Raw genomic sequence first — 17,211 nt, forward strand, 5'->3', positions numbered from 1 at the left:
GCCCGCCGCCCCCGGGGCCGCCGGCCCCCGCCGCCCGCGGGGGCGGGCCCCCCCCCCCCGTCCGGACCGGTGGCGCTCATCCGCGCCGCCCGGCCCGCTCCTCCTCGTCGCCGAAGATCCACGGCTGCCAGCGCTGGACGATGCCGCGCACCGGAACGTCGGCGTCGAGCTGGCAGAGCACCCCGAGCGTGCCCATCGTCACCCGGTGGATCAGCAGGTGCTGCGCGGGCAGGTTGAGCTCGCGGCTGGTGCGGAAGTGCGGGCTGCGCAGGTCGCCGAGCCGCTCGGCCTGCCCCTGCAGCCAGGCCCGGTCGAACCGGAACATCTCGGTGCGCAGCGGCTCGGTGAACGGCGCCAGGAACGCCATCACCTCCGCGGCCCCGACCTCCGAACCGGGCCGCACGAAGTTCTCCCGGCGCAGCAGCGCGAGCAGGTCGGCCGGACGGTCCTCCAGGGCCAGCCGCACCATCATCGACAGCGGCCGGGGCAGCCCGTCGGGCAGGCGGGCGACCGCGCCGTAGTCGAGCACCAGCAGCCGGCCGTCGTCCATGATCTGGAAGTTGCCCGGGTGCGGGTCGGCGTGCAGCAGCCCGACCCGGGCCGGGCTGGAGTACAGGAACTCGGCCAGCAGGACCGCGGCGGCGTCGCGCTCGGGCCGGGTGCCCGAGCGGATCACGTCGGACAGCTTCCGGCCGCTGACCCACTCGCTGATCATCGCCCGGGGCGCCGATGCGACCACCCGGGGCACCTTGACGCGGTCGTCGCCGTCGAAGGCCTCGGCGAAGACCCGCTGGCTGGCGGCCTCGTCGCGGTAGTCGAGCTCCTCCTCCATGCGGTCGCGCAGCTCGGCGACCAGCGGCTTGAGCTCCAGGCCCGGGGCCAGCGGCTGCATGAGCCGGGTCATCCGGGAGAGTTGGCGCAGGTCGGAGCGCAGGGCCTCCTCGGCGCCCGGGTACTGCACCTTGACCGCCACGTCCCGGCCGTCGTGCCAGACGGCGCGGTGCACCTGGCCGATGCTCGCCGCGGCGGCGGGTGTCTCGTCGAACGCGGCGAAGCGCTCCCGCCAGCCGCGCCCGAACTGCTCGGCCAGCATCCGGTGCACCTCGGCGGTGGGCATCGGGGGCGCGGCCGTCTGCAGCTTGACCAGCGACTCGCGGAACGGGGCCGCGTACTCGTCGGGGATGGCCGCCTCGAACACGCTCAGCGCCTGGCCGAACTTCATGGCCCCGCCCTTGAGCTCGCCGAGCACCGCGAACAGCTGCTCGGCGCTGCGGGCCATCATCTGGGCCGAGATCTGCTCGCCGTCGCCGCCGGCCAGCCGCCGCCCCCAGCCGGCCGCGGCCCGCCCGGCCATCCCGAGCGGGAGGCTGGCGAGCTTGGCCGTGCGGGCCGCGGTGCGGCGGGGGATGTCGGTCAAGGCGGCTCCTCGCGTGCGATCCCACGGGCAGCCGGACGGTCGCCCGGCGAGTCGTGGTCACCATGATTGTCCCCCCATGCGACGGGTGCGCGCATGTCATCTGGTGGTGGCCCGTCACACGGCGCCGTTCGGCGAACGGTCACGGCGGGGCTGCGGGACCCGGCGCGGGACCCGGGACCGCCGCGGCCCGGCGCCCGGCGGCCCCGCAGCCGCAGTCGGGATGCGGCGGCCACGCCCGCCTGCGCAGCGCGCCCGCGGAGGGCTCCAGCTCCAGCGTGGCGTCGAGGGTGGGCGGGGTGAGCCCGCCCCCGGCCGCGCCGTCCAGGGCGACCAGCGCCTGCGCGGTGGCCAGCGCGGCGGTGGCGACCGCGCAGGCCGGGTCGGCCGTGCCGGGCTTGCCCACCAGCTGGGCGGCGACGGCGGGCCACGCCCGGTCGCGGGCGCGCCGGTGCAGCTCGAGGCAGCGCAGGCAGGCCGTGCGCCCGGGCAGCACGAGCGGGCCGACGACGCCGGTGCCGTCGCGCAGGCGGACCGCCAGGTGCGCCCGCCCGGCCGCGTGCAGCTTGCCCACCCGCACCGGCTCGGGGACGAGCGCGTCGGTCAGCAGGACGAGGTCGGGGGAGAACCGCGCCGGGGCGGGGCCGCTGACCGCGCGGGGCGCGACGGCGGCCACCGCCGCGGCCAGCGCCTGCGCCCGCGGCCGCCCGCGGTCGGCCTCGATCAGGCCCGTGCGCAGGTCGGCAGCCGTGACGGTGCCGGCCGTGCGCAGGTGCACCGTGCCCACCCCGGCCGCCGCCAGCCCCAGCGCCACCCCCACGGCCAGCGGGCCCGCCCCCTCGACGAGGACGGCCGCCCGGCGGCGGTGCTCGTCGGCGCGGCGCAGCGCCGACGCGTCGACGACGACTCCGGCCCTGTGCAGCCGGGACAGCAGGTCGAGCGCGTCGGCCCGGCGGGCTCCGCGGGCCACGGCCCGCTCGACCAGCTCGTCGCGCGCGGTGGGGGTGGCGAGGTCGTCCACCAGGGCGGCGAGACCGTCGGGCAGGCTGCCGACGACCACCGCGGTGCCCGGGTCGAGGCCGACGAAGCGCTCCCCGGGACCGGTGCGGAACACCCGCCGGTGCGGTTCCAGGCCCAGCACGGCGGGCAGGGCGGACGGGACGGGACCGGCTGGGGCGTCGGCGGGCGGCAGGGTCGCGGTGTCGGTCATGGCGACGATGGTGCGCCCGGCGGGCGGCCCGGCGCATCCGGTTGTCCACAGGCGTGCCGGAGCTGTGGACAACCGCGGCTCCGCGCTCCGCGACGGCCGCGGGGGCGCCCCGGCACCATTAGTCTGGGGGAATGGCGCACCCTGCGGTCGTCGAGGTCCGGCGCAGCGATCGTCGACGACGGATGGTCAGCGCCCGGCGCGAGGGCGACACCGTGATCGTCTTCATCCCGGGGTGGATGAGCGACTCGGAGGAACGCCGCTGGGTCGACGAGATGGTGCGCAGGCTGGAACGCAGCGAGGCCCGCCGCCGCTCGCCGGGGCGCAAGGGCGACGACGCGCTGAAGCGGCGCAGCGTCGAGCTGTCGCGGCGCTACCTGGAGGGCCGCGCGGTGCCGACCACCGTGCGCTGGGTGCCGCCGATGCGCACCCGGTGGGCGTCCTGCACGCCGGTCGACGGCACGATCCGGATCAGCGAGCGCCTGCGCGACGTGCCCGGCTGGGTGGTCGACTACGTGCTCGTGCACGAGCTGACCCACCTGCTCGAAGCCGGCCACGACGAGCAGTTCTGGGCGTGGGTGCACCGCTACCCGCGCGCCGAGCGCGCGATCGGCTACCTCGAGGGCCTGTCCGCGGCGGCCGGGCTGGGCCTGTCGGGCGTCGACTCCGAGGAGCCCCCCGCCCTCGACGACGACCCGGAGGAGGCCGCCGCCGAGCCGGCCTGACCTGGCGGCGGGCTCCGTCCGCGGCCGTCAGCGCCCGTCAGCCCTTGGGCCGCGGGTCCTCGGGGTCCTCCGGGGCCTCCTGCCCGGCCAGCTTCTCCAGCTCGGCCATCGGGTCGCCGATCTCCTTGCGGGCCACGAACGCGGCCGGGTCGTCGAGGTCGTCGGCCGTGGGGACGAGGTCGGGGTGCGCCCAGAGCGCGTCGCGGCCGGCGGTGCCGCGCTGCTCGCCGAGCAGCCGCCACAGCTCCGACGCGGCCCGCAGCCGGCGCGGGCGCAGTTCCAGCCCGACCACGGTGGCGAAGGTCTGCTCGGCCGGTCCGCCGGAGGCGCGGCGGCGGCGCAGCGTCTCGCGCAGTGCGCCCGCGCCGGGCAGCCGCTCGCCGACCGCGTCGGCGACGACCGCGTCGACCCAGCCCTCGATCAGCGCGAGCAGGGTCTCCAGCCGGGCCAGCGCGGCCTGCTGCTCCGGGGTGGTCTGCGGCTCGAACAGGCCGGACTGCATGGCCTCCTCGATGGCGGCGGGGTTGGCCGGGTCGATGCCGCGGGTGAGCTCCTCGATGCGCGAGGTGTCGATCTGGATGCCGTGCGCGTAGGCCTCGACCGCGCCCAGCAGGCGCTCGGTGAGCCACGGGACGTGCGCGAACAGCCGGTGGTGGGCGGCCTCGCGGGCGGCCAGGAAGATCATGACCTCGCTGGCGGGGCGGTCGAGGTCCTTGGTGAACTTCTCGATGTTCTCCGGGAGCAGCGCCGCGACCCGGTCCGGGCCGAGCGGGATGCCGATCTCGGTCGAGGCGAGCACCTCGGCGCCGAGCTGGGCCAGGCCGTTGCCGAGCTGGCTGCCGAAGGCGAGCCCGCCCATCTGGCCCAGCATGGCCAGCATCGGGCCGGCGGCGCTGCGCACCTCCTCGGGCATGGCCTCCACCCAGGCGCCGGACATGCGCCGGGCGACCGGGTCGCACAGCCGCTTCCAGGTGGGCATGCTCGCGGTGACCCACTCGGTGGCCGACCAGGCCTTGGTCTCGGTGGCCCCGGCGGGGAAGTCGGTGACCGGGTCGAGCCACAGCTCGGCGAGCTTGACCGCGTCGCTCACCGCGGCCCGCTGGGCGCCGGTGAGCGAGGAGGTGGTGGCCGCGAGGCGCTGGCGGGCCAGCTGGGCGGCGAGGTCGTAGTTGACCGGACCGCCGTCGCCGGAGCTCTGCGCCTGGCTGAGCATCTGGCCGAGCTGGGTGAGCATCTGGCCGAGCTGGCTGACGTCGAACCCGCCCGGGCCGCCGGGCATGCCCGGCATGCCGGGGATCCCGCCGGGGGGCATGCCCGGCAGGTTGCCGAGGCCGAACGGGTCCTGCGGACCGTCGGCCGGGCCCTTGCGGTCGTCGTCGCGGTCGCGGTCCTTGTCGCGGTCGGCGGGTCCGAAGCCGAACGGGTTGTCGCCCATGGGTTCACGGTACGCGGGTGCCGCGCGCTCCGCGTTCGCCCTCGGCGTGCGGACGTCCCGCGGCCGACCGCACGCCGGGCCCACCCACCGTGGTCATAGGCTCGCCGCCGTGAACCGCAGCACGTGGAACATCGCCGCTGCCGGGCTGCTCGCGGTGGTGCTCGGCGTGCTGGGCGGCACCCTGCCCGTCCCCCTGGTCGCGCTCGGCCCCGGCCCGACCTACAACACGCTCGACGCGATCGACGACGTGCCGGTGATCCAGGTCGACGGCCTGTCGACCTACCCGACGTCGGGTCACCTCAACATGACCACGATCGCCGTCTCCGACCAGCTGACGATGTTCGGCGCGCTCGGCGCGTGGGCCTCGGGGTACCGCCAGGTCGTGCCGCGCACCACCATCTACCCGCCGGAGAAGTCCGACGCCCAGGTCCAGGAGGACAACTCCGCCCAGTTCGCCGCCTCGGAGGCCAACGCCGAGGTCGCCGCGCTGTCCCAGCTGAGCGTGCCCACCCGGGTCGTGGTCGGCGAGCTGACGCCGAACTCGCCCGCCGGGCCGTCCCTGCAGGTGGGCGACGAGCTGGTGTCGGTGGCCGGACGCGCGGTCGACTCGCCGGTCGCGGTGGCCGAGGCGCTCCTGGACACCGTGCCCGGGCAGTCGGTGGCGGTGACCTACCGGCGGGCGGGGCAGGAGGGCAGCGCCGAGGTCGTGCTCGGGGCGAGCCCGGACCGCCCGCAGGGCCTGCTCGGCGTGCGGCCGGGCATCGAGCCGCAGGAGGGTGACATCACGATCAGCCTCGGCGACGTCGGCGGGCCGTCGGCCGGCCTGATGTTCGCGCTGGCCGTGGTGGACAAGCTCACCCCGGGCGAGATCACCGGCGGCCGGTTCGTCGCCGGCACCGGCACCATCACCCAGGACGGGCAGGTCGGCCCCATCGGCGGCATCCCGTTCAAGATGGTCGCGGCGGCCGAGGCGGGCGCGGAGCTGTTCCTGGTGCCCGCGGACAACTGCGCCGAGGCCGCGTCGACGGCGCCGTCGGGCCTGCGCCTGGCCAGGGTCGCGACGCTCACCGACGCCATCGCCGCCCTGGACGCGGTGCGGGCGGACCAGCCGATCGCCTCCTGCTGAGCCGGCGCGAGCGCACCACGCCGCCGACCGGCGCGGACTGCGCCGATCCGGACATTCGGGGCCCCCACGGGAACTCCACACGTCATCCGTAGAGTTGGGTGAGCAGGGCGTGCTGTCGGGCCGGCTGCCAGGGGCGATCGGGACGTTCGCCGCCGCGTCGGCCGGACGGCCGCCCGGCGCCCGAGACCCGAATCCCCAGGAGCGTGCCCTGTGGCCATGCGGCCCCCGGTGGGAGCCCCCACGCTGACCCGCCGTACCCGGATCCTGCTCATCGTGGCGGGGATCCTGGTGCTGCTGCTGCTCGGCGGCTCCCGCCTCATCAGCTTCTACGTCGACTGGCTGTGGTTCGGCGAGGTCGGCTTCCGCGACGTCTTCACGACGGTCCTGTTCACCCACATCGTGCTGTTCCTGATCGGCGGGCTGCTGATCGGCGGGTTGGTGGCGCTCTCGCTGGCCATCGCCTACCGGACGCGCCCGGTGTTCGTGCCGGTCTCCGGCCCGGAGGACCCGGTCGCCCGCTACCGCACCGTGATCATCCAGCGGCTGCGGCTGTTCGGCATCGGCATCCCGGTGCTGGTCGGCGTCATCGCGGGCGTCGCGGCCCAGGGCAACTGGGAGACCGTCCAGATGTTCCTGAACTCGACGCCGTTCGGGGTCAGCGACCCCGAGTTCGGCATCGACATCGGGTTCTACGCCTTCCAGCTGCCGTTCTACCGCTACGTGCTCGACTGGCTGTTCGTCGGCGTCGCGGTGAGCTTCGTGGTCGCGCTGGTCGCGCAGTACATCTTCGGCGGCATCCGGCTCACCGGCCGCGCCGGGCAGGTCTCGGCGGCGGCCCGCGCGCAGCTGGCCATCCTGGCCGGGGTGTTCGTGCTGCTCAAGGCCGTCGCCTACTACCTCGACCGGTACGAGCTGCTGTTCAGCGACCGGGCCGCGCCGATCTTCACCGGCGCCACCTACACCGACCTCAATGCGGTGATGCCGGCCAAGCTGATCATGCTGTTCATCTCGATCATCTGCGCGGCGGCCTTCTTCGCCGCGGTGTTCCGGCGCAACCTGCAGCTGCCGGCCATCGCCACGGTGCTGCTGGTGCTGTCCAGCGTGCTGGTCGGCGCGGCGTGGCCGCAGGTGCTGCAGCAGTTCGTCGTGGCGCCGAACGCCAACGAGCGCGAGGCCGTGCCGATCGAGCGCAACATCGCCGCCACCCGGGAGGCCTTCGGCATCGACGAGGTCAAGGAGATCCCCTACAGCGGCACCTCCGAGGTCGACGCCGCGCAGGTCCGCCAGGACGAGGCCACCGTGTCCAACATCCGGCTCCTGGACCCGTCCAAGATCTCCCAGACGTTCACCCAGCTGCAGCAGCGCCGGACGTTCTACGGCTTCCCGTCGAACCTCGACATCGACCGCTACACCGTCGACGGCAACCTGCAGGACTACGTCGTCGCGCTGCGCGAGCTCGACACCCGCGGCCTGGCCGGCAACCAGACCGACTGGATCAACAAGCACCTGGTCTACACCCACGGCAACGGCCTCGTCGTCGCCCCGGCCAACCAGGTGAACGCCGAACTGGAGGACGGTGGCGGCCAGGGCGGCCTGCCCAACTTCACCAGCGTCGACCTCACCAACTACGACTCGCCGAACATCCCCGAAGCGCTGCGGATGACCGAGCCGCGCGTCTACTACGGCGAGCTCATCCAGGACTACTCGATCGTCGGCGCGGCCGAGGACGGCACACCGCCCCTCGAGTACGACTCCGACACCGAGCGCTCCACGTACAACGGCCAGGGCGGCGTGCCGATCGGCAACGTCTTCAACCGGATGGTCTTCGCCCTGCTCTACGGCGAGCGCAACATCCTGTTCAACGGCTCGATCAACGAGAACTCGAAGATCATGTACGTGCGCGACCCGGAGGAGCGGGTCAAGAACGTCGCGCCGTGGCTCACCGCCGACGCCGACCCGTACCCGGCGGTCGTGGACGGCCGGATCACCTGGATCGTCGACGGCTACACCACGCTGGAGAACTACCCGTACAGCCAGAAGATCTCCCTGGGCGAGGCCACCGCCGACACCCTCGGCCAGAACCAGCTCGACGCCAACAAGGACGTCAGCTACGTGCGCAACTCGGTGAAGGCCACCGTCGACGCCTACGACGGCACGGTCCGGCTGTACGCGTTCGACGAGGCCGACCCGGTGCTGCGGACCTGGATGAAGGCCTTCCCGGACACGGTGCGGCCGGCCTCGGAGATCAGCGAGAGCCTGCGCTCGCACCTGCGCTACCCGGAGGACCTGTTCAAGGTCCAGCGCCAGCTGCTCACCAAGTACCACGTCGACAACCCGAGCGAGTTCTACGGCGGCGTGTCCTTCTGGGACGTGCCGTCCGACCCGACGGTGCAGGCGCCCAACACCAGCGGCACGGGTGACGCCCAGCCGCCGTACTACATCGTGGCGGGCCGCCCCGGCGAGGAGGGGCAGAACGAGGCGTCGTTCCAGCTGACCAGCGCGCTGGTGTTCCAGCAGCGGCAGTTCCTGTCGGCGTACATGTCGGTCAGCTCCGATCCGGAGACCTACGGCGAGATGACCGTGCTGCAACTGCCCGCGGACACGACGACGTTCGGTCCACAGCAGGTGCAGACGAGGTTCCTCGGTGCCCCGGAGGTGTCCGAGCAGCTGAACATCCTGCAGCGGAACCAGACGACGATCGAGTACGGCAACCTGCTCACCCTCCCGGTGGCCGGCGGCCTGCTCTACGTCGAACCGGTCTACATCGAGCGCGCCAACCAGGAATCCAGCTACCCGCAGCTGGCCCGGGTGCTGGTCAGCTACAACGACCGGGTCGGCTACGACGCCAACCTGGCCGACGCGCTCGACGAGGTGTTCGGCCCGGGCGCCGGGGCGAACACACCGTCCGCACCGAGCGCCGGTACGCCGACGGCCCCGCCGAGCGGCACCCCACCGGCGACCACGCCGTCCACACCGGACCTGGCGGCGGCCGCCACGGCGATCCAGACCGCGATCACCGAGCTGAAGTCGGCCCAGCAGGCGGGCGACTTCGCCCGCCAGGGCTCGGCCCTGGCCGCGCTGGACGCCGCGGTGGCGCAGTACCAGTCGGCGCAGGCGGCCGCGGGCGGCGCGGCCTCCCCGCCGCCCGCCACCCCGCCGGCGACCCCCGGAGGCTGACGCTTGCGGGCCGCCCGGTCCTGGGGACGGCCGGGCGGCCCCCCAGGGGGGCCCCCCCCCCCCGGGCCGACCGCGGGCGGCCCGCCGGGCCTCGGGCGCCCCGGGCCGCCCCGCAAGGGGGACCCCCCTGCACGGCGGGTTTCGGGGAGGTGTACTGTCGTAGACACAGCAAGAGAGCAACACGGCAAGAACTGGTGAGACACAACCGAATCACCCGGCGCGGGGTGGAGCAGCTCGGTAGCTCGCTGGGCTCATAACCCAGAGGTCGTAGGTTCGAATCCTACCCCCGCTACGAAGACGAAGGCCCCTGACCAGCACGGTCAGGGGCCTTCGTCGTGTCCGGCGCTTTCGACCGGTGGCCTGTTGCTTGCGATGGTCACGGTCGTGGTCACACGCTCACCAGAGACGATCGTTCTGGCAGGGTCCCTGTGAGGTGGCTACGGTCGTCGATCGATGGCGGCGCCCTAGACTCGTTGGATGGTCTCTGTCCTGGTTGAGGATCTTCCGCCTGCGACGTCCGACTTCCTGCACCGGCGAGCCCGTCGTTCAGGTGCACCGACGGTGGCCGAGCACGTGCGCCATGAGCTGATCACTTTGGCGAGGACTGAAGATCCGATTGATCAGGTCGTGGAGTTCGTCGAGCAGAGCTACGTGCATCCCCCTCAGCCGAGGATCGACTCAGACGCAGAAGCGATGGCAGATGCGTACCGACTGCCCGCTGACGTCTGGAGCACGCTCTGTCGTCGTGCAGCCGTCTCCCATGTCGCGGTGAGCGACTACGTGCATGGCGAGCTGGCGAGGCTCGCTCTTCATCCCAGCATCGAGGACTGCATGTGGGAGCTGGGCGAGATCCACGCGGCGGACCCAAGCCTCGAAATTGATTTCGATGAAGTTTATCGAGGGATGCTCCACGCGCGCGGGCTTGCCTAGTGTTGAGTGACTTATTGATCTTCCCGTGCGCACGCGGACTGCTGGCCGGGCAGCCCCGGTGGGTCCACATGGGCACTGCGGTCGCGCGGACAATTGAGCGCTACGTCGACACCGACGCGTGCCCCAACCGCTCGCTGACGACCTTGACCGGCACCCCAGCCCGCAGGGCGGCCGTGGCGTAGCTGTGCCGGACGGTCGTTCAGCCGGATCGTGCGCGAGGTAGCGCAGGCACGGCGCCTTGCCGGAGAACCGGGCAGCTTCAGCGCGGCGGCCCCAGCAGGCGCCCGGCGAGCTCGTCGCCCGCGTCGGCGCGGCGCTGCAGCGCGCTACGGTCACCGGTCTCGTTGCTCCGGTAGTAGAGCGCCATCGTGAGTTCCTTGCCGGCGTGGACGTCGCCGGCGCCGGCGCGGCGTTCCAGTTCGGCCAGGTCTCCCCGCTCCCGCAGCACCATGGCGAGCTCCTGCGCGGCGTGCTCGTCGCCGGAGTCGGCGCGGTGCTGCAGCTCGCCCCGGTCGCCCCGCCGGTGCAGCGCGACCGCCAGGCCGTGGGAGGCGTGGGGATCGCCGGTGTCGGCGCGGCGCCTCAGCTCGGCCAGGTCGAGCTGGCGGGCCAGCGCGTGGGCCAGGTGGTCCGCGGCCTCCCGGTCGCCGGTGTCGGCGCGGCGTCGCAGCTCGCCCAGGTCGCCCCGCTGGACGAGCGTCCGGGCCAGGCCGAAGGCGGCCTGCTCGTCGCCCGCGTCGGCGCGGCGCTCCAGTTCGGCCAGGTCTCCTCGCTCCGCCAGCAACCAGGACAGCCTCTCGGCAGCGATCCGGTCGCTGGCGTCGGCCCGGCGCGTCAGCCCGACCACGTCGCCGCGCTCGAGCAACAGCCGGGTCAGCCGGTCCCTGGCGTAGCGCCGCTCGGTGGCGGCGTCGGCGCGGCGTTCCAAGGCGGCGAGGTCGCCCCGCTCGGCCAGCAGGTCGGCCAGCCGGCGCGCGGCGTGCAGATCGCCGGCATCGGCGCGGCGCTCCAGCTCGCCCGGGTTGTCGTGCTCCTCCACCGGCACCACTCCCGCCCGCCCGCCCGCGCCTCGACGACACCATTGTCGCCGCCGTCAGGCGTGCGCGATGCCGGCGATCTGGGTGTTGAAGGGGATGAACGGGGTGTGCAGCCGGTAGGGCTCGACGTCGAGGCGCGCGAACCCGGCCGCGCGCAGCGCACCGGCCAGGTCCCGTTCGCACGAGCAGCCCTCGAACGTCCAGGCCCACGGTCGGCGTAGCGCCCGCTGGAGGGCGCGGGTGGGGGTGCCGGCGCGGGCGGCGACGTGTTCGACGAAGCGGTAGGTGCCGCCGGGGCGCAGGATGCGGCGGACCTCGGCGAGGACCTCGGCGGGGTCGGTCACGGTGCAGAGCACGAGCGAGGAGATCACGCAGTCGACGCTGCTGTCAGGGAGGTCGGTGCGCTCGGCGACGTGCTCGCGGAGGTCGAGGTGCACGCCGTGGCGGTCGGCGGCGGCCCGCAGCCGCGGGTGCATGGGGGTGTTCGGTTCGATCGCGACGAGCGTCGATCCGCGGGGTAGGTAGCGGAGGTTGGCGCCCACCCCGGAGCCGAGCTCGACGACCGTGCCGGGCAGGTCGGCGAACACGCGGCGCTTGCGCCGGCGCAGGTTCCACTCGATGTAGGGGCCCATCACGGCGAAGAACGCGGCGTTGAAGGGTCCGCGCGCCCCGTGCACCTCGAAGCCGGTCGCCGGAGTCGCTGCTGGAGTCGTCATACCGGCACTCTGCGCCGACCCCGCGAGCGTGTCAGGCGGGGAAATACCCCACTGTCGACCGGCCGCTCAGAGCAGGTCGCGCCGGGCGCCGTACCAGGCGGCGATCTGGGTGCGGGAGCGGAACCCGAGGCGCAGGCGGATCCGTTCCACGTGGCCTTCGGCCGAGCGCTCGTCGATCCCCAGGCGCGCCGCGATCTCGCGGTTCGTGCAGCCCCGGCTCACCAGGTCCGCCACCTCGCGCTGGCGAGCGGTCAGCCCGTCGGCGCGGCGGCGGGCGACGGGCAGGCCGAGGAACCGGCGGATCACCCGCACCAGCTCGTCCCGGTCGCCCGCGTACGGGATGTGCGACCGGCCGGGCAGGACCACCAGCTGGGCGCCGTCGATGCCGGCGGCGAGGGCCTCGGCCTGCGCGACGGGTGCGGCGCGGTCGCCCGCGCGGTGCACCACCGCTGTCGGGGCCCGGACCGCGCCGAGGAGGTCGCTGACGTCGAGCTCGTAGCTCAGCGCGAGCAGCGCCCGGGCGGTCGCCGCGGACGAGCACGCGCGCTGGTAGCGCGCCAGCTCGGCGCGCGTCGGGGGATCGGCGTCGGGGGCGAAGATGTCGGTCAGCACGTCGGAACCCAGCCCCCAGTGCGACTCGACCAGCCCCAGGACGTGCTCCCGCACGGCCGGCGGGGACAGGTCGTCGCCGCGCGCCCAGCCGCCGTAGAGCACCAGGCGGCGCACGGTGTCGGGGTGGGCCGCGGCCCACGCCACGGCGACCGGGGCCCCCATCGAGGTGCCCATCAGGTCGAACGGCTCGTCCAGCGTCGCCGCGACGGCGGCCAGCTGCTCCAGCTCGAACGCCAGGGACGCCGGGCGGTCGACCGCCGCCGACAACCCGCACCCGGCGCGGTCGTAGCGCACCAGCCGGCAGCCCTGCGCCAGCGCCTCGTAGAGCGCCCGCTCGGCCGCGAGCTCCCAGCTCAGCCGGAGGTGCGTGAGCCACCCCATCACGTAGACCAGCGGCCGGCCCGCCCCGACCGAGGCGTACGACACGGTGGTGCCGTCGGCCAACGCCACCTGATCGAGCCGCTGCTGCACGAGGTGATTGTCGCTCACGCCGACCGCCGCGGTCCGCGGACGAGCGTCGCTGACCAGCGCGGTCGGAGACCCGGGTGCGCCTGGCGCGCAGGTGGCGGCGGCGGGGAGCCGCCGCCACCACCTGCCGGGCCGCCTCAGCGCTCGACGTGCAGCAGCCCGAGCCGCCGGGTGGCCCGGGTGATCGAGACGTAGAGATCGGCGGGGTTGTGCGCGCGGATCCGCTCCGGGTCGACGATCACGACGGCGTCGAACTCCAGGCCCTTCGCCGACACCGGGGTGTGCACCTGGGCCGGGAGGCCGGTGAGGCCGTGCACGTCGGCGGCGATCACCGCCAGCGTCCCGCGGCCCAGGCGCGCCGCCTCCGCCTCGACCGCCTCCCGCACCTCGGCGTCGAGGTCGACCGCGGGCACGGTGCGCTGCCAGGGGTCCTCGCCCGTCGCCCGCACCGACTCGGGCGGCTGCCGCTCGGGTGCGAAGTCGGCCAGCACGGTGGCGGCCAGCGCCATGATCTCGGCCGGGGTCCGGTAGTTCACCGTGAGCGTCCGGTGGGTCCACCGGTCGCCGAGGTGCGGGGCGAGGACGTCGGCCCAGGTGCGCGCCCCCGCGGCGGCGCTGCGCTGCGCGAGGTCGCCCACCGCGGTGACCGAGCGGGTGGGGCAGCGCCGCAGCAGGACGTGCCAGTCCATGGCGGAGAGCTCCTGCGCCTCGTCGACGACGAGGTGCCCGTAGCGCCAGTCCCGGTCGGCGGCCGCGCGCTCGGCCACGCTCATCAGGTGCTCGGGCACCTGCCGGGCGGCGAGCACGTCGGCGGTGACGAAGTCGGTCGGGCGCAGCTCGTCGGGGTCCTCGCCGGCGAGGTCGCGGTCGGCCTCCTCCAGGATGCTCAGCACCTCCGCGGCGTAGGCCCGTTGCCCGGCGCCGTCGGGCTCGTCCCCGGCGGGCGGGGCGGGCGGGGGACCGAGCAGCTCGGCCAGCTCGTCGAGCAGCGGCGCGTCGGCCACCGTCCAGGGGGAGCCCTCGGCGCGGTGCAGCGCGGACAGATCGGCCCCGTCGCCGGCCGCGGCCAGCCGCCGCGGCGAGGCGAAGAGCTCGGCCAGGACCCGCTCGGGGGTCAGCACCGGCCAGAGCCGCTCGACCGCCGCGTGGAACTCGAGGTCCGAGCGCAGGTCGTCGCGCAGCTCCTGGCGCAGCTCCGCCGACACCTGCGCCGCGCTCGCCGGTGCCACCTCGGGGAGGTCGCCGAGCTCGCGGAGGATGTCGGCGAGCTCGGGCGGGTCCTCCAGGTCCTGGCCGAGCCGTTCGACGCCCTGCCGGACGAGCAGGCTGCCGAGAGCGTCGCGGAAGGCCGCCCGCGCCGCGTTGTGGGGCAGGCCGGTGGCCCGGGCGCGGCTGCGGGCCTCCGCGGCCGTCGCCCGGTCGACCTCGACGGCGACGTCGTCGAGCCGGATCGCGATCGGGGATCCGGGCAGCTCCTGCCGCTCGGCGACGGCGCGGCGCAGCACGTCCAGCATCGCCAGGCCGCCCTTCGTGCGGGCCACCCCGTCCTCGTCGACGGCGGTCGCCACGACGCCGTGCGCCAGCCGGCCGGGGGTGGTGAACACGACCGCGGACTCGCCCAGCGCGGGCAGCACGCCCCCGACGTAGGAGATGAACCCGGCGCTGGGGCCCACGACCAGGACGCCGCTGCGGGCCAGCCGGTCGCGGTGGGTGTAGAGCAGGTAGGCGACGCGGTGCAGCGCGACCGCGGTCTTCCCGGTCCCCGGCCCGCCCTCGATCACCACGACGCCGGGCAGCGGCAGCCGGATGATGGCGTCCTGCTCGGCCTGGATCGTGGTCACGATGTCGCGCATCGTCGACCCGCGCGGGGCCCTCAACGCGGCCAGCAGCGCCGGGTCGGACGCGGTGTCGGAATCGGCCTCGGTGAGGGCGTCGCGGTCCAGCACGTCGTCGTGGAAATCGGCGACCCGTTCCTCGGGTGCCCTCCCGGCGAGCTGGAAATGCCGCCGCCGGGTCACCCCGAGCGGCGTGGCCAGCGTCGCGCAGTAGAACGGCTGGGCGGCGGGCGCCCGCCAGTCGATCAGCGCGCTCTCGCCGTCCGCGGGGTCGGTGAGCCCGGTGCGACCGATGTGGCTCGTCGACCCGTCGGTGCGGTCGAGCCGGCCGAAGCACAGCCCCGAACGGGCCGCCCGCAGCGCGCCCGCCCGCTCCGACCAGCGGTGCACCGAGACGTCGCGCTCCCAGCGGGCGCTGAGCTCCCCGCCGGTCGGCGCGGCCAGCGTGCCCTGCGCCCGCGCCGTCGCGGCCTCGATCTCGGCGGCCAGCAGCGCGTGCAGCCGCCGGATCCGCCGGGTCTCGGCCTCCAGTTCCCGCTCGAAGGGGGGCTTGTCGGGCCCCGCCGTGGCCGTGCTATGGTCGAGTTGCGGAGAAAAGAATTCATTCTCTGATGGCACCTATGAGAATAACTCCTCCGCCCATTCCTGCGCTAACTCGTATCGAGTGAATCCGTTGCGCGTGCCCGGTGCCGTCATTCCCGCCGACGCGGAAGTCGCCCACCCGGTAGGTCGTCGCGCCCATGAGCGTGACGTGGTCGTGGGCGAGCTCGCCGTGGATCCAGTCGAGCGGCCCGGGCGCCCCGAGCCCCAGTACGGGGCCGAGCACGGCCCGCCGCGGGATCGTCAGCACGGCCGGGTGTCCGGTTCTGTGGGCGGTCGGTCCTGGGCGCCGGTGCAGGGGCGGTCCAGGATGGGGTCATGACCGCAGTGTTCGTGCACGGGAACCCGGAGACCGCCGCGGTCTGGGGCCCGCTGCTGGCCCAGCTCGGCCGCGACGACGCCGTGTGCCTGTCGCCGCCCGGCTTCGGCGCGCCGCTGCCCGCCGGCTTCGGCGCCACCGTGACCGAGTACCGCGACTGGCTGGTCGGGGAGGTCGAGGCGCTCGGCGAGCCGGTCCACCTGGTCGGCCACGACTGGGGCGGCGCCCACGTGGTCAACCTCGCCACGGCCCGGCCCGACCTGCTGCTCAGCTGGACCACCGACATCATCGGCGTGTTCGACCCGGACTACGTCTGGCACCCGCTCGCGCAGATCTGGCAGCGGCCGGGCGAGGGCGAGCAGCTGGTCGAGCGGATGATCAGCGGCCCGCTCGAGCCCCGTGTGGACCGGCTGGTGGAGCGGGGGATCACCCGGCCGGTGGCCGAGCAGCTCGCGGCCGGCCAGGACGCCGACATGGGGCGGGCGATCCTCGCGCTGTACCGGTCGGCGGCCCGACCGGCGCTGGCCGTGCTCGGGCGCGACCTGCCGGCCGCCGCGGCCCGCCCCGGGCTGTGCCTGCTGGCCACCGACGACGACATGGTCGGCACCGCCGAGCAGCGCCGCCGCTCCGCCGCGCGCGCCGGAGCCCGCACGGAGGTGCTGGAGGGCCTCGGGCACTGGTGGATGGTCCAGGACCCGGCCCGCGGTGCCCAGGTGCTCAGCGCCTTCTGGGCCGACGTCGAGGCGGGCCAAGTGGATCACTGACCCCCCGGACCACGCACACCCACAGGCCACGACGCACACGTCGGACGCTGTGCGCGCACACCACATGGTGTGCGCGGTGCCCACCGGCGACCAACACCCCGCGGAGTTGGACGAGAGTCCCGCTCGTACTCCCCGACGCCACGAGAGTGGCTCTCGTTCCACCGGACCGGACGAAAGCCACTCTCGTCCCACCTGGCTGGGCGAAAGTGCTCTCGCCCAACCTGGTTGGGCGAAAGCCCCTCTCGCTCCGCCGATGCGGCGCGCAGCGCCGCGAGGCGAGGCAGGCGATGCGGCGCGCAGCGCCACTCCCCTCCCGAGGCCTCTGCCGTCACGTCGGCGCGCTCAGCAGAGCGCGGCCGCCGCGCCCCCGCACCCCCCGCTGCCAATCGCCGCCCGTGGATGCCAACCGTGCGGGGGTCGCGGCGGACGTGCTTCGCTGGGCGTGACGACGGGACGGCAGGGGCCGGACCCCTGCTCGATCCGAGGTCGCCCGCCGCGGAGGCGCCGCCGGAGGCGCTCTTCCACCCCGATCTCGATCAGCCCGCTCGCCCGAGGCTGGGCACGCCGCCCGGCCACGTTCCTGCCTACTGAGGGCGTCCGCGCGCGTCCGCTCCAGGAGAAGAGCTCATCGGCGGGAGGGGGAAGTGCGCCTCCGGCGGGGGCCTCGGCTCGGGCAGGGGGGTCGAAGTGCCCCCTGCCGTCGCGTCGTCCCACGAAGGTTGGCGTGGCCGTCCCGACCCCCGCCAGCGTGGTACCGGGGTCGGGTTGGCGCGGTGTGGCGGGGGCCGTGCCGGCCATGCACGCTGCGCGTGCCGACGCGACGGCAGGGGGCACTTCTCCGGGGAC

Annotated in this window: 12 protein-coding genes, 1 tRNA gene and 1 pseudogene; 6 read left to right on the forward strand and 8 right to left on the reverse strand. The window is 74.6% G+C overall.

All coding sequences use genetic code 11. The features are described from left to right. Positions 1 to 76: 76 nt before the first annotated feature. The gene (locus tag KDL28_RS37720; protein ID WP_252446291.1) at positions 77 to 1,417 is read right to left on the reverse strand and encodes an ABC1 kinase family protein; all 1,341 of its coding nucleotides are present in this window, start codon (positions 1,415 to 1,417) and stop codon (positions 77 to 79) included. Between the two features lie 139 nt (positions 1,418 to 1,556). Beyond that, positions 1,557 to 2,624: a TOMM precursor leader peptide-binding protein gene (locus KDL28_RS37725; protein ID WP_252446292.1), complete on the reverse strand. Its 1,068-nt coding sequence runs from the start codon at positions 2,622 to 2,624 to the stop codon at positions 1,557 to 1,559. A gap of 131 nt (positions 2,625 to 2,755) precedes the next feature. Here KDL28_RS37725 and KDL28_RS37730 point away from each other — a divergent pair, with 131 nt between their 5' ends. Further along, complete coding sequence (locus KDL28_RS37730; RefSeq protein WP_252446293.1) at positions 2,756 to 3,346, forward strand: M48 family metallopeptidase; 591 nt, start codon at positions 2,756 to 2,758, stop codon at positions 3,344 to 3,346. A gap of 37 nt (positions 3,347 to 3,383) precedes the next feature. On the opposite strand, the gene KDL28_RS37735 is transcribed toward KDL28_RS37730, so the two are convergent. Next, the gene (locus KDL28_RS37735) at positions 3,384 to 4,781 is read right to left on the reverse strand and encodes a zinc-dependent metalloprotease (protein ID WP_252446294.1); all 1,398 of its coding nucleotides are present in this window, start codon (positions 4,779 to 4,781) and stop codon (positions 3,384 to 3,386) included. A gap of 109 nt (positions 4,782 to 4,890) precedes the next feature. Between KDL28_RS37735 and KDL28_RS37740 the strand changes: the two genes are divergently transcribed. The 4 genes from KDL28_RS37740 (at position 4,891) to KDL28_RS37755 (ending at position 10,014) form a co-directional block, all read left to right on the forward strand. Next, on the forward strand, positions 4,891 to 5,907 hold the full coding sequence (locus tag KDL28_RS37740; protein WP_252446295.1) for a YlbL family protein: 1,017 nt from the start codon (positions 4,891 to 4,893) through the stop codon (positions 5,905 to 5,907). Positions 5,908 to 6,123: 216 nt separating this feature from the next. After that, positions 6,124 to 9,084 (forward strand): UPF0182 family protein, encoded by a 2,961-nt coding sequence (locus KDL28_RS37745; RefSeq protein ID WP_252446296.1) that lies wholly within the window; start codon positions 6,124 to 6,126, stop codon positions 9,082 to 9,084. A 218-nt stretch (positions 9,085 to 9,302) separates the two neighbouring features. Next, positions 9,303 to 9,376: transfer RNA gene (locus KDL28_RS37750), tRNA-Met, on the forward strand. Between the two features lie 185 nt (positions 9,377 to 9,561). After that, positions 9,562 to 10,014: a hypothetical protein gene (locus KDL28_RS37755; protein WP_252446297.1), complete on the forward strand. Its 453-nt coding sequence runs from the start codon at positions 9,562 to 9,564 to the stop codon at positions 10,012 to 10,014. A gap of 100 nt (positions 10,015 to 10,114) precedes the next feature. On the opposite strand, the pseudogene KDL28_RS40965 reads toward KDL28_RS37755, so the two are convergent. The 5 genes and pseudogenes from KDL28_RS40965 to KDL28_RS37775 form a co-directional block, all read right to left on the reverse strand. Beyond that, positions 10,115 to 10,195: pseudogene (locus KDL28_RS40965) on the reverse strand (hypothetical protein); the annotation flags it as partial. A 78-nt stretch (positions 10,196 to 10,273) separates the two neighbouring features. After that, positions 10,274 to 11,053, reverse strand: coding sequence for a hypothetical protein (locus KDL28_RS37760; protein ID WP_252446298.1), 780 nt, complete (start codon positions 11,051 to 11,053; stop codon positions 10,274 to 10,276). Positions 11,054 to 11,107: 54 nt separating this feature from the next. Then, positions 11,108 to 11,767, reverse strand: a complete 660-nt coding sequence (locus tag KDL28_RS37765; RefSeq protein ID WP_252446299.1) for a class I SAM-dependent methyltransferase — start codon at positions 11,765 to 11,767, stop codon at positions 11,108 to 11,110. A gap of 66 nt (positions 11,768 to 11,833) precedes the next feature. After that, complete coding sequence (locus KDL28_RS37770; RefSeq protein ID WP_252446300.1) at positions 11,834 to 12,868, reverse strand: alpha/beta fold hydrolase; 1,035 nt, start codon at positions 12,866 to 12,868, stop codon at positions 11,834 to 11,836. A gap of 116 nt (positions 12,869 to 12,984) precedes the next feature. Continuing rightward, entirely contained in the window at positions 12,985 to 15,300 is a 2,316-nt protein-coding gene (locus KDL28_RS37775; protein ID WP_252446301.1) for a helicase domain-containing protein, read from the reverse strand. A 300-nt stretch (positions 15,301 to 15,600) separates the two neighbouring features. Here KDL28_RS37775 and KDL28_RS37780 point away from each other — a divergent pair, with 300 nt between their 5' ends. After that, the gene (locus KDL28_RS37780) at positions 15,601 to 16,365 is read left to right on the forward strand and encodes an alpha/beta fold hydrolase (protein WP_252446302.1); all 765 of its coding nucleotides are present in this window, start codon (positions 15,601 to 15,603) and stop codon (positions 16,363 to 16,365) included. Positions 16,366 to 17,211: the final 846 nt, after the last annotated feature.

The organism is Pseudonocardia humida, assembly GCF_023898865.1.
GTDB lineage: Bacteria > Actinomycetota > Actinomycetes > Mycobacteriales > Pseudonocardiaceae > Pseudonocardia > Pseudonocardia humida.

Coding starts and splice junctions, on each gene's coding strand:
- KDL28_RS37725 (WP_252446292.1), bottom strand. CDS start 2,624: ATGACCGACACCGCGACCCTGCCGCCCGCCGACGCCCCAGCCGGTCCC.
- KDL28_RS37730 (WP_252446293.1), top strand. CDS start 2,756: ATGGCGCACCCTGCGGTCGTCGAGGTCCGGCGCAGCGATCGTCGACGA.
- KDL28_RS37735 (WP_252446294.1), bottom strand. CDS start 4,781: ATGGGCGACAACCCGTTCGGCTTCGGACCCGCCGACCGCGACAAGGAC.
- KDL28_RS37745 (WP_252446296.1), top strand. CDS start 6,124: ATGCGGCCCCCGGTGGGAGCCCCCACGCTGACCCGCCGTACCCGGATC.
- KDL28_RS37755 (WP_252446297.1), top strand. CDS start 9,562: ATGGTCTCTGTCCTGGTTGAGGATCTTCCGCCTGCGACGTCCGACTTC.
- KDL28_RS37765 (WP_252446299.1), bottom strand. CDS start 11,767: ATGACGACTCCAGCAGCGACTCCGGCGACCGGCTTCGAGGTGCACGGG.
- KDL28_RS37780 (WP_252446302.1), top strand. CDS start 15,601: ATGACCGCAGTGTTCGTGCACGGGAACCCGGAGACCGCCGCGGTCTGG.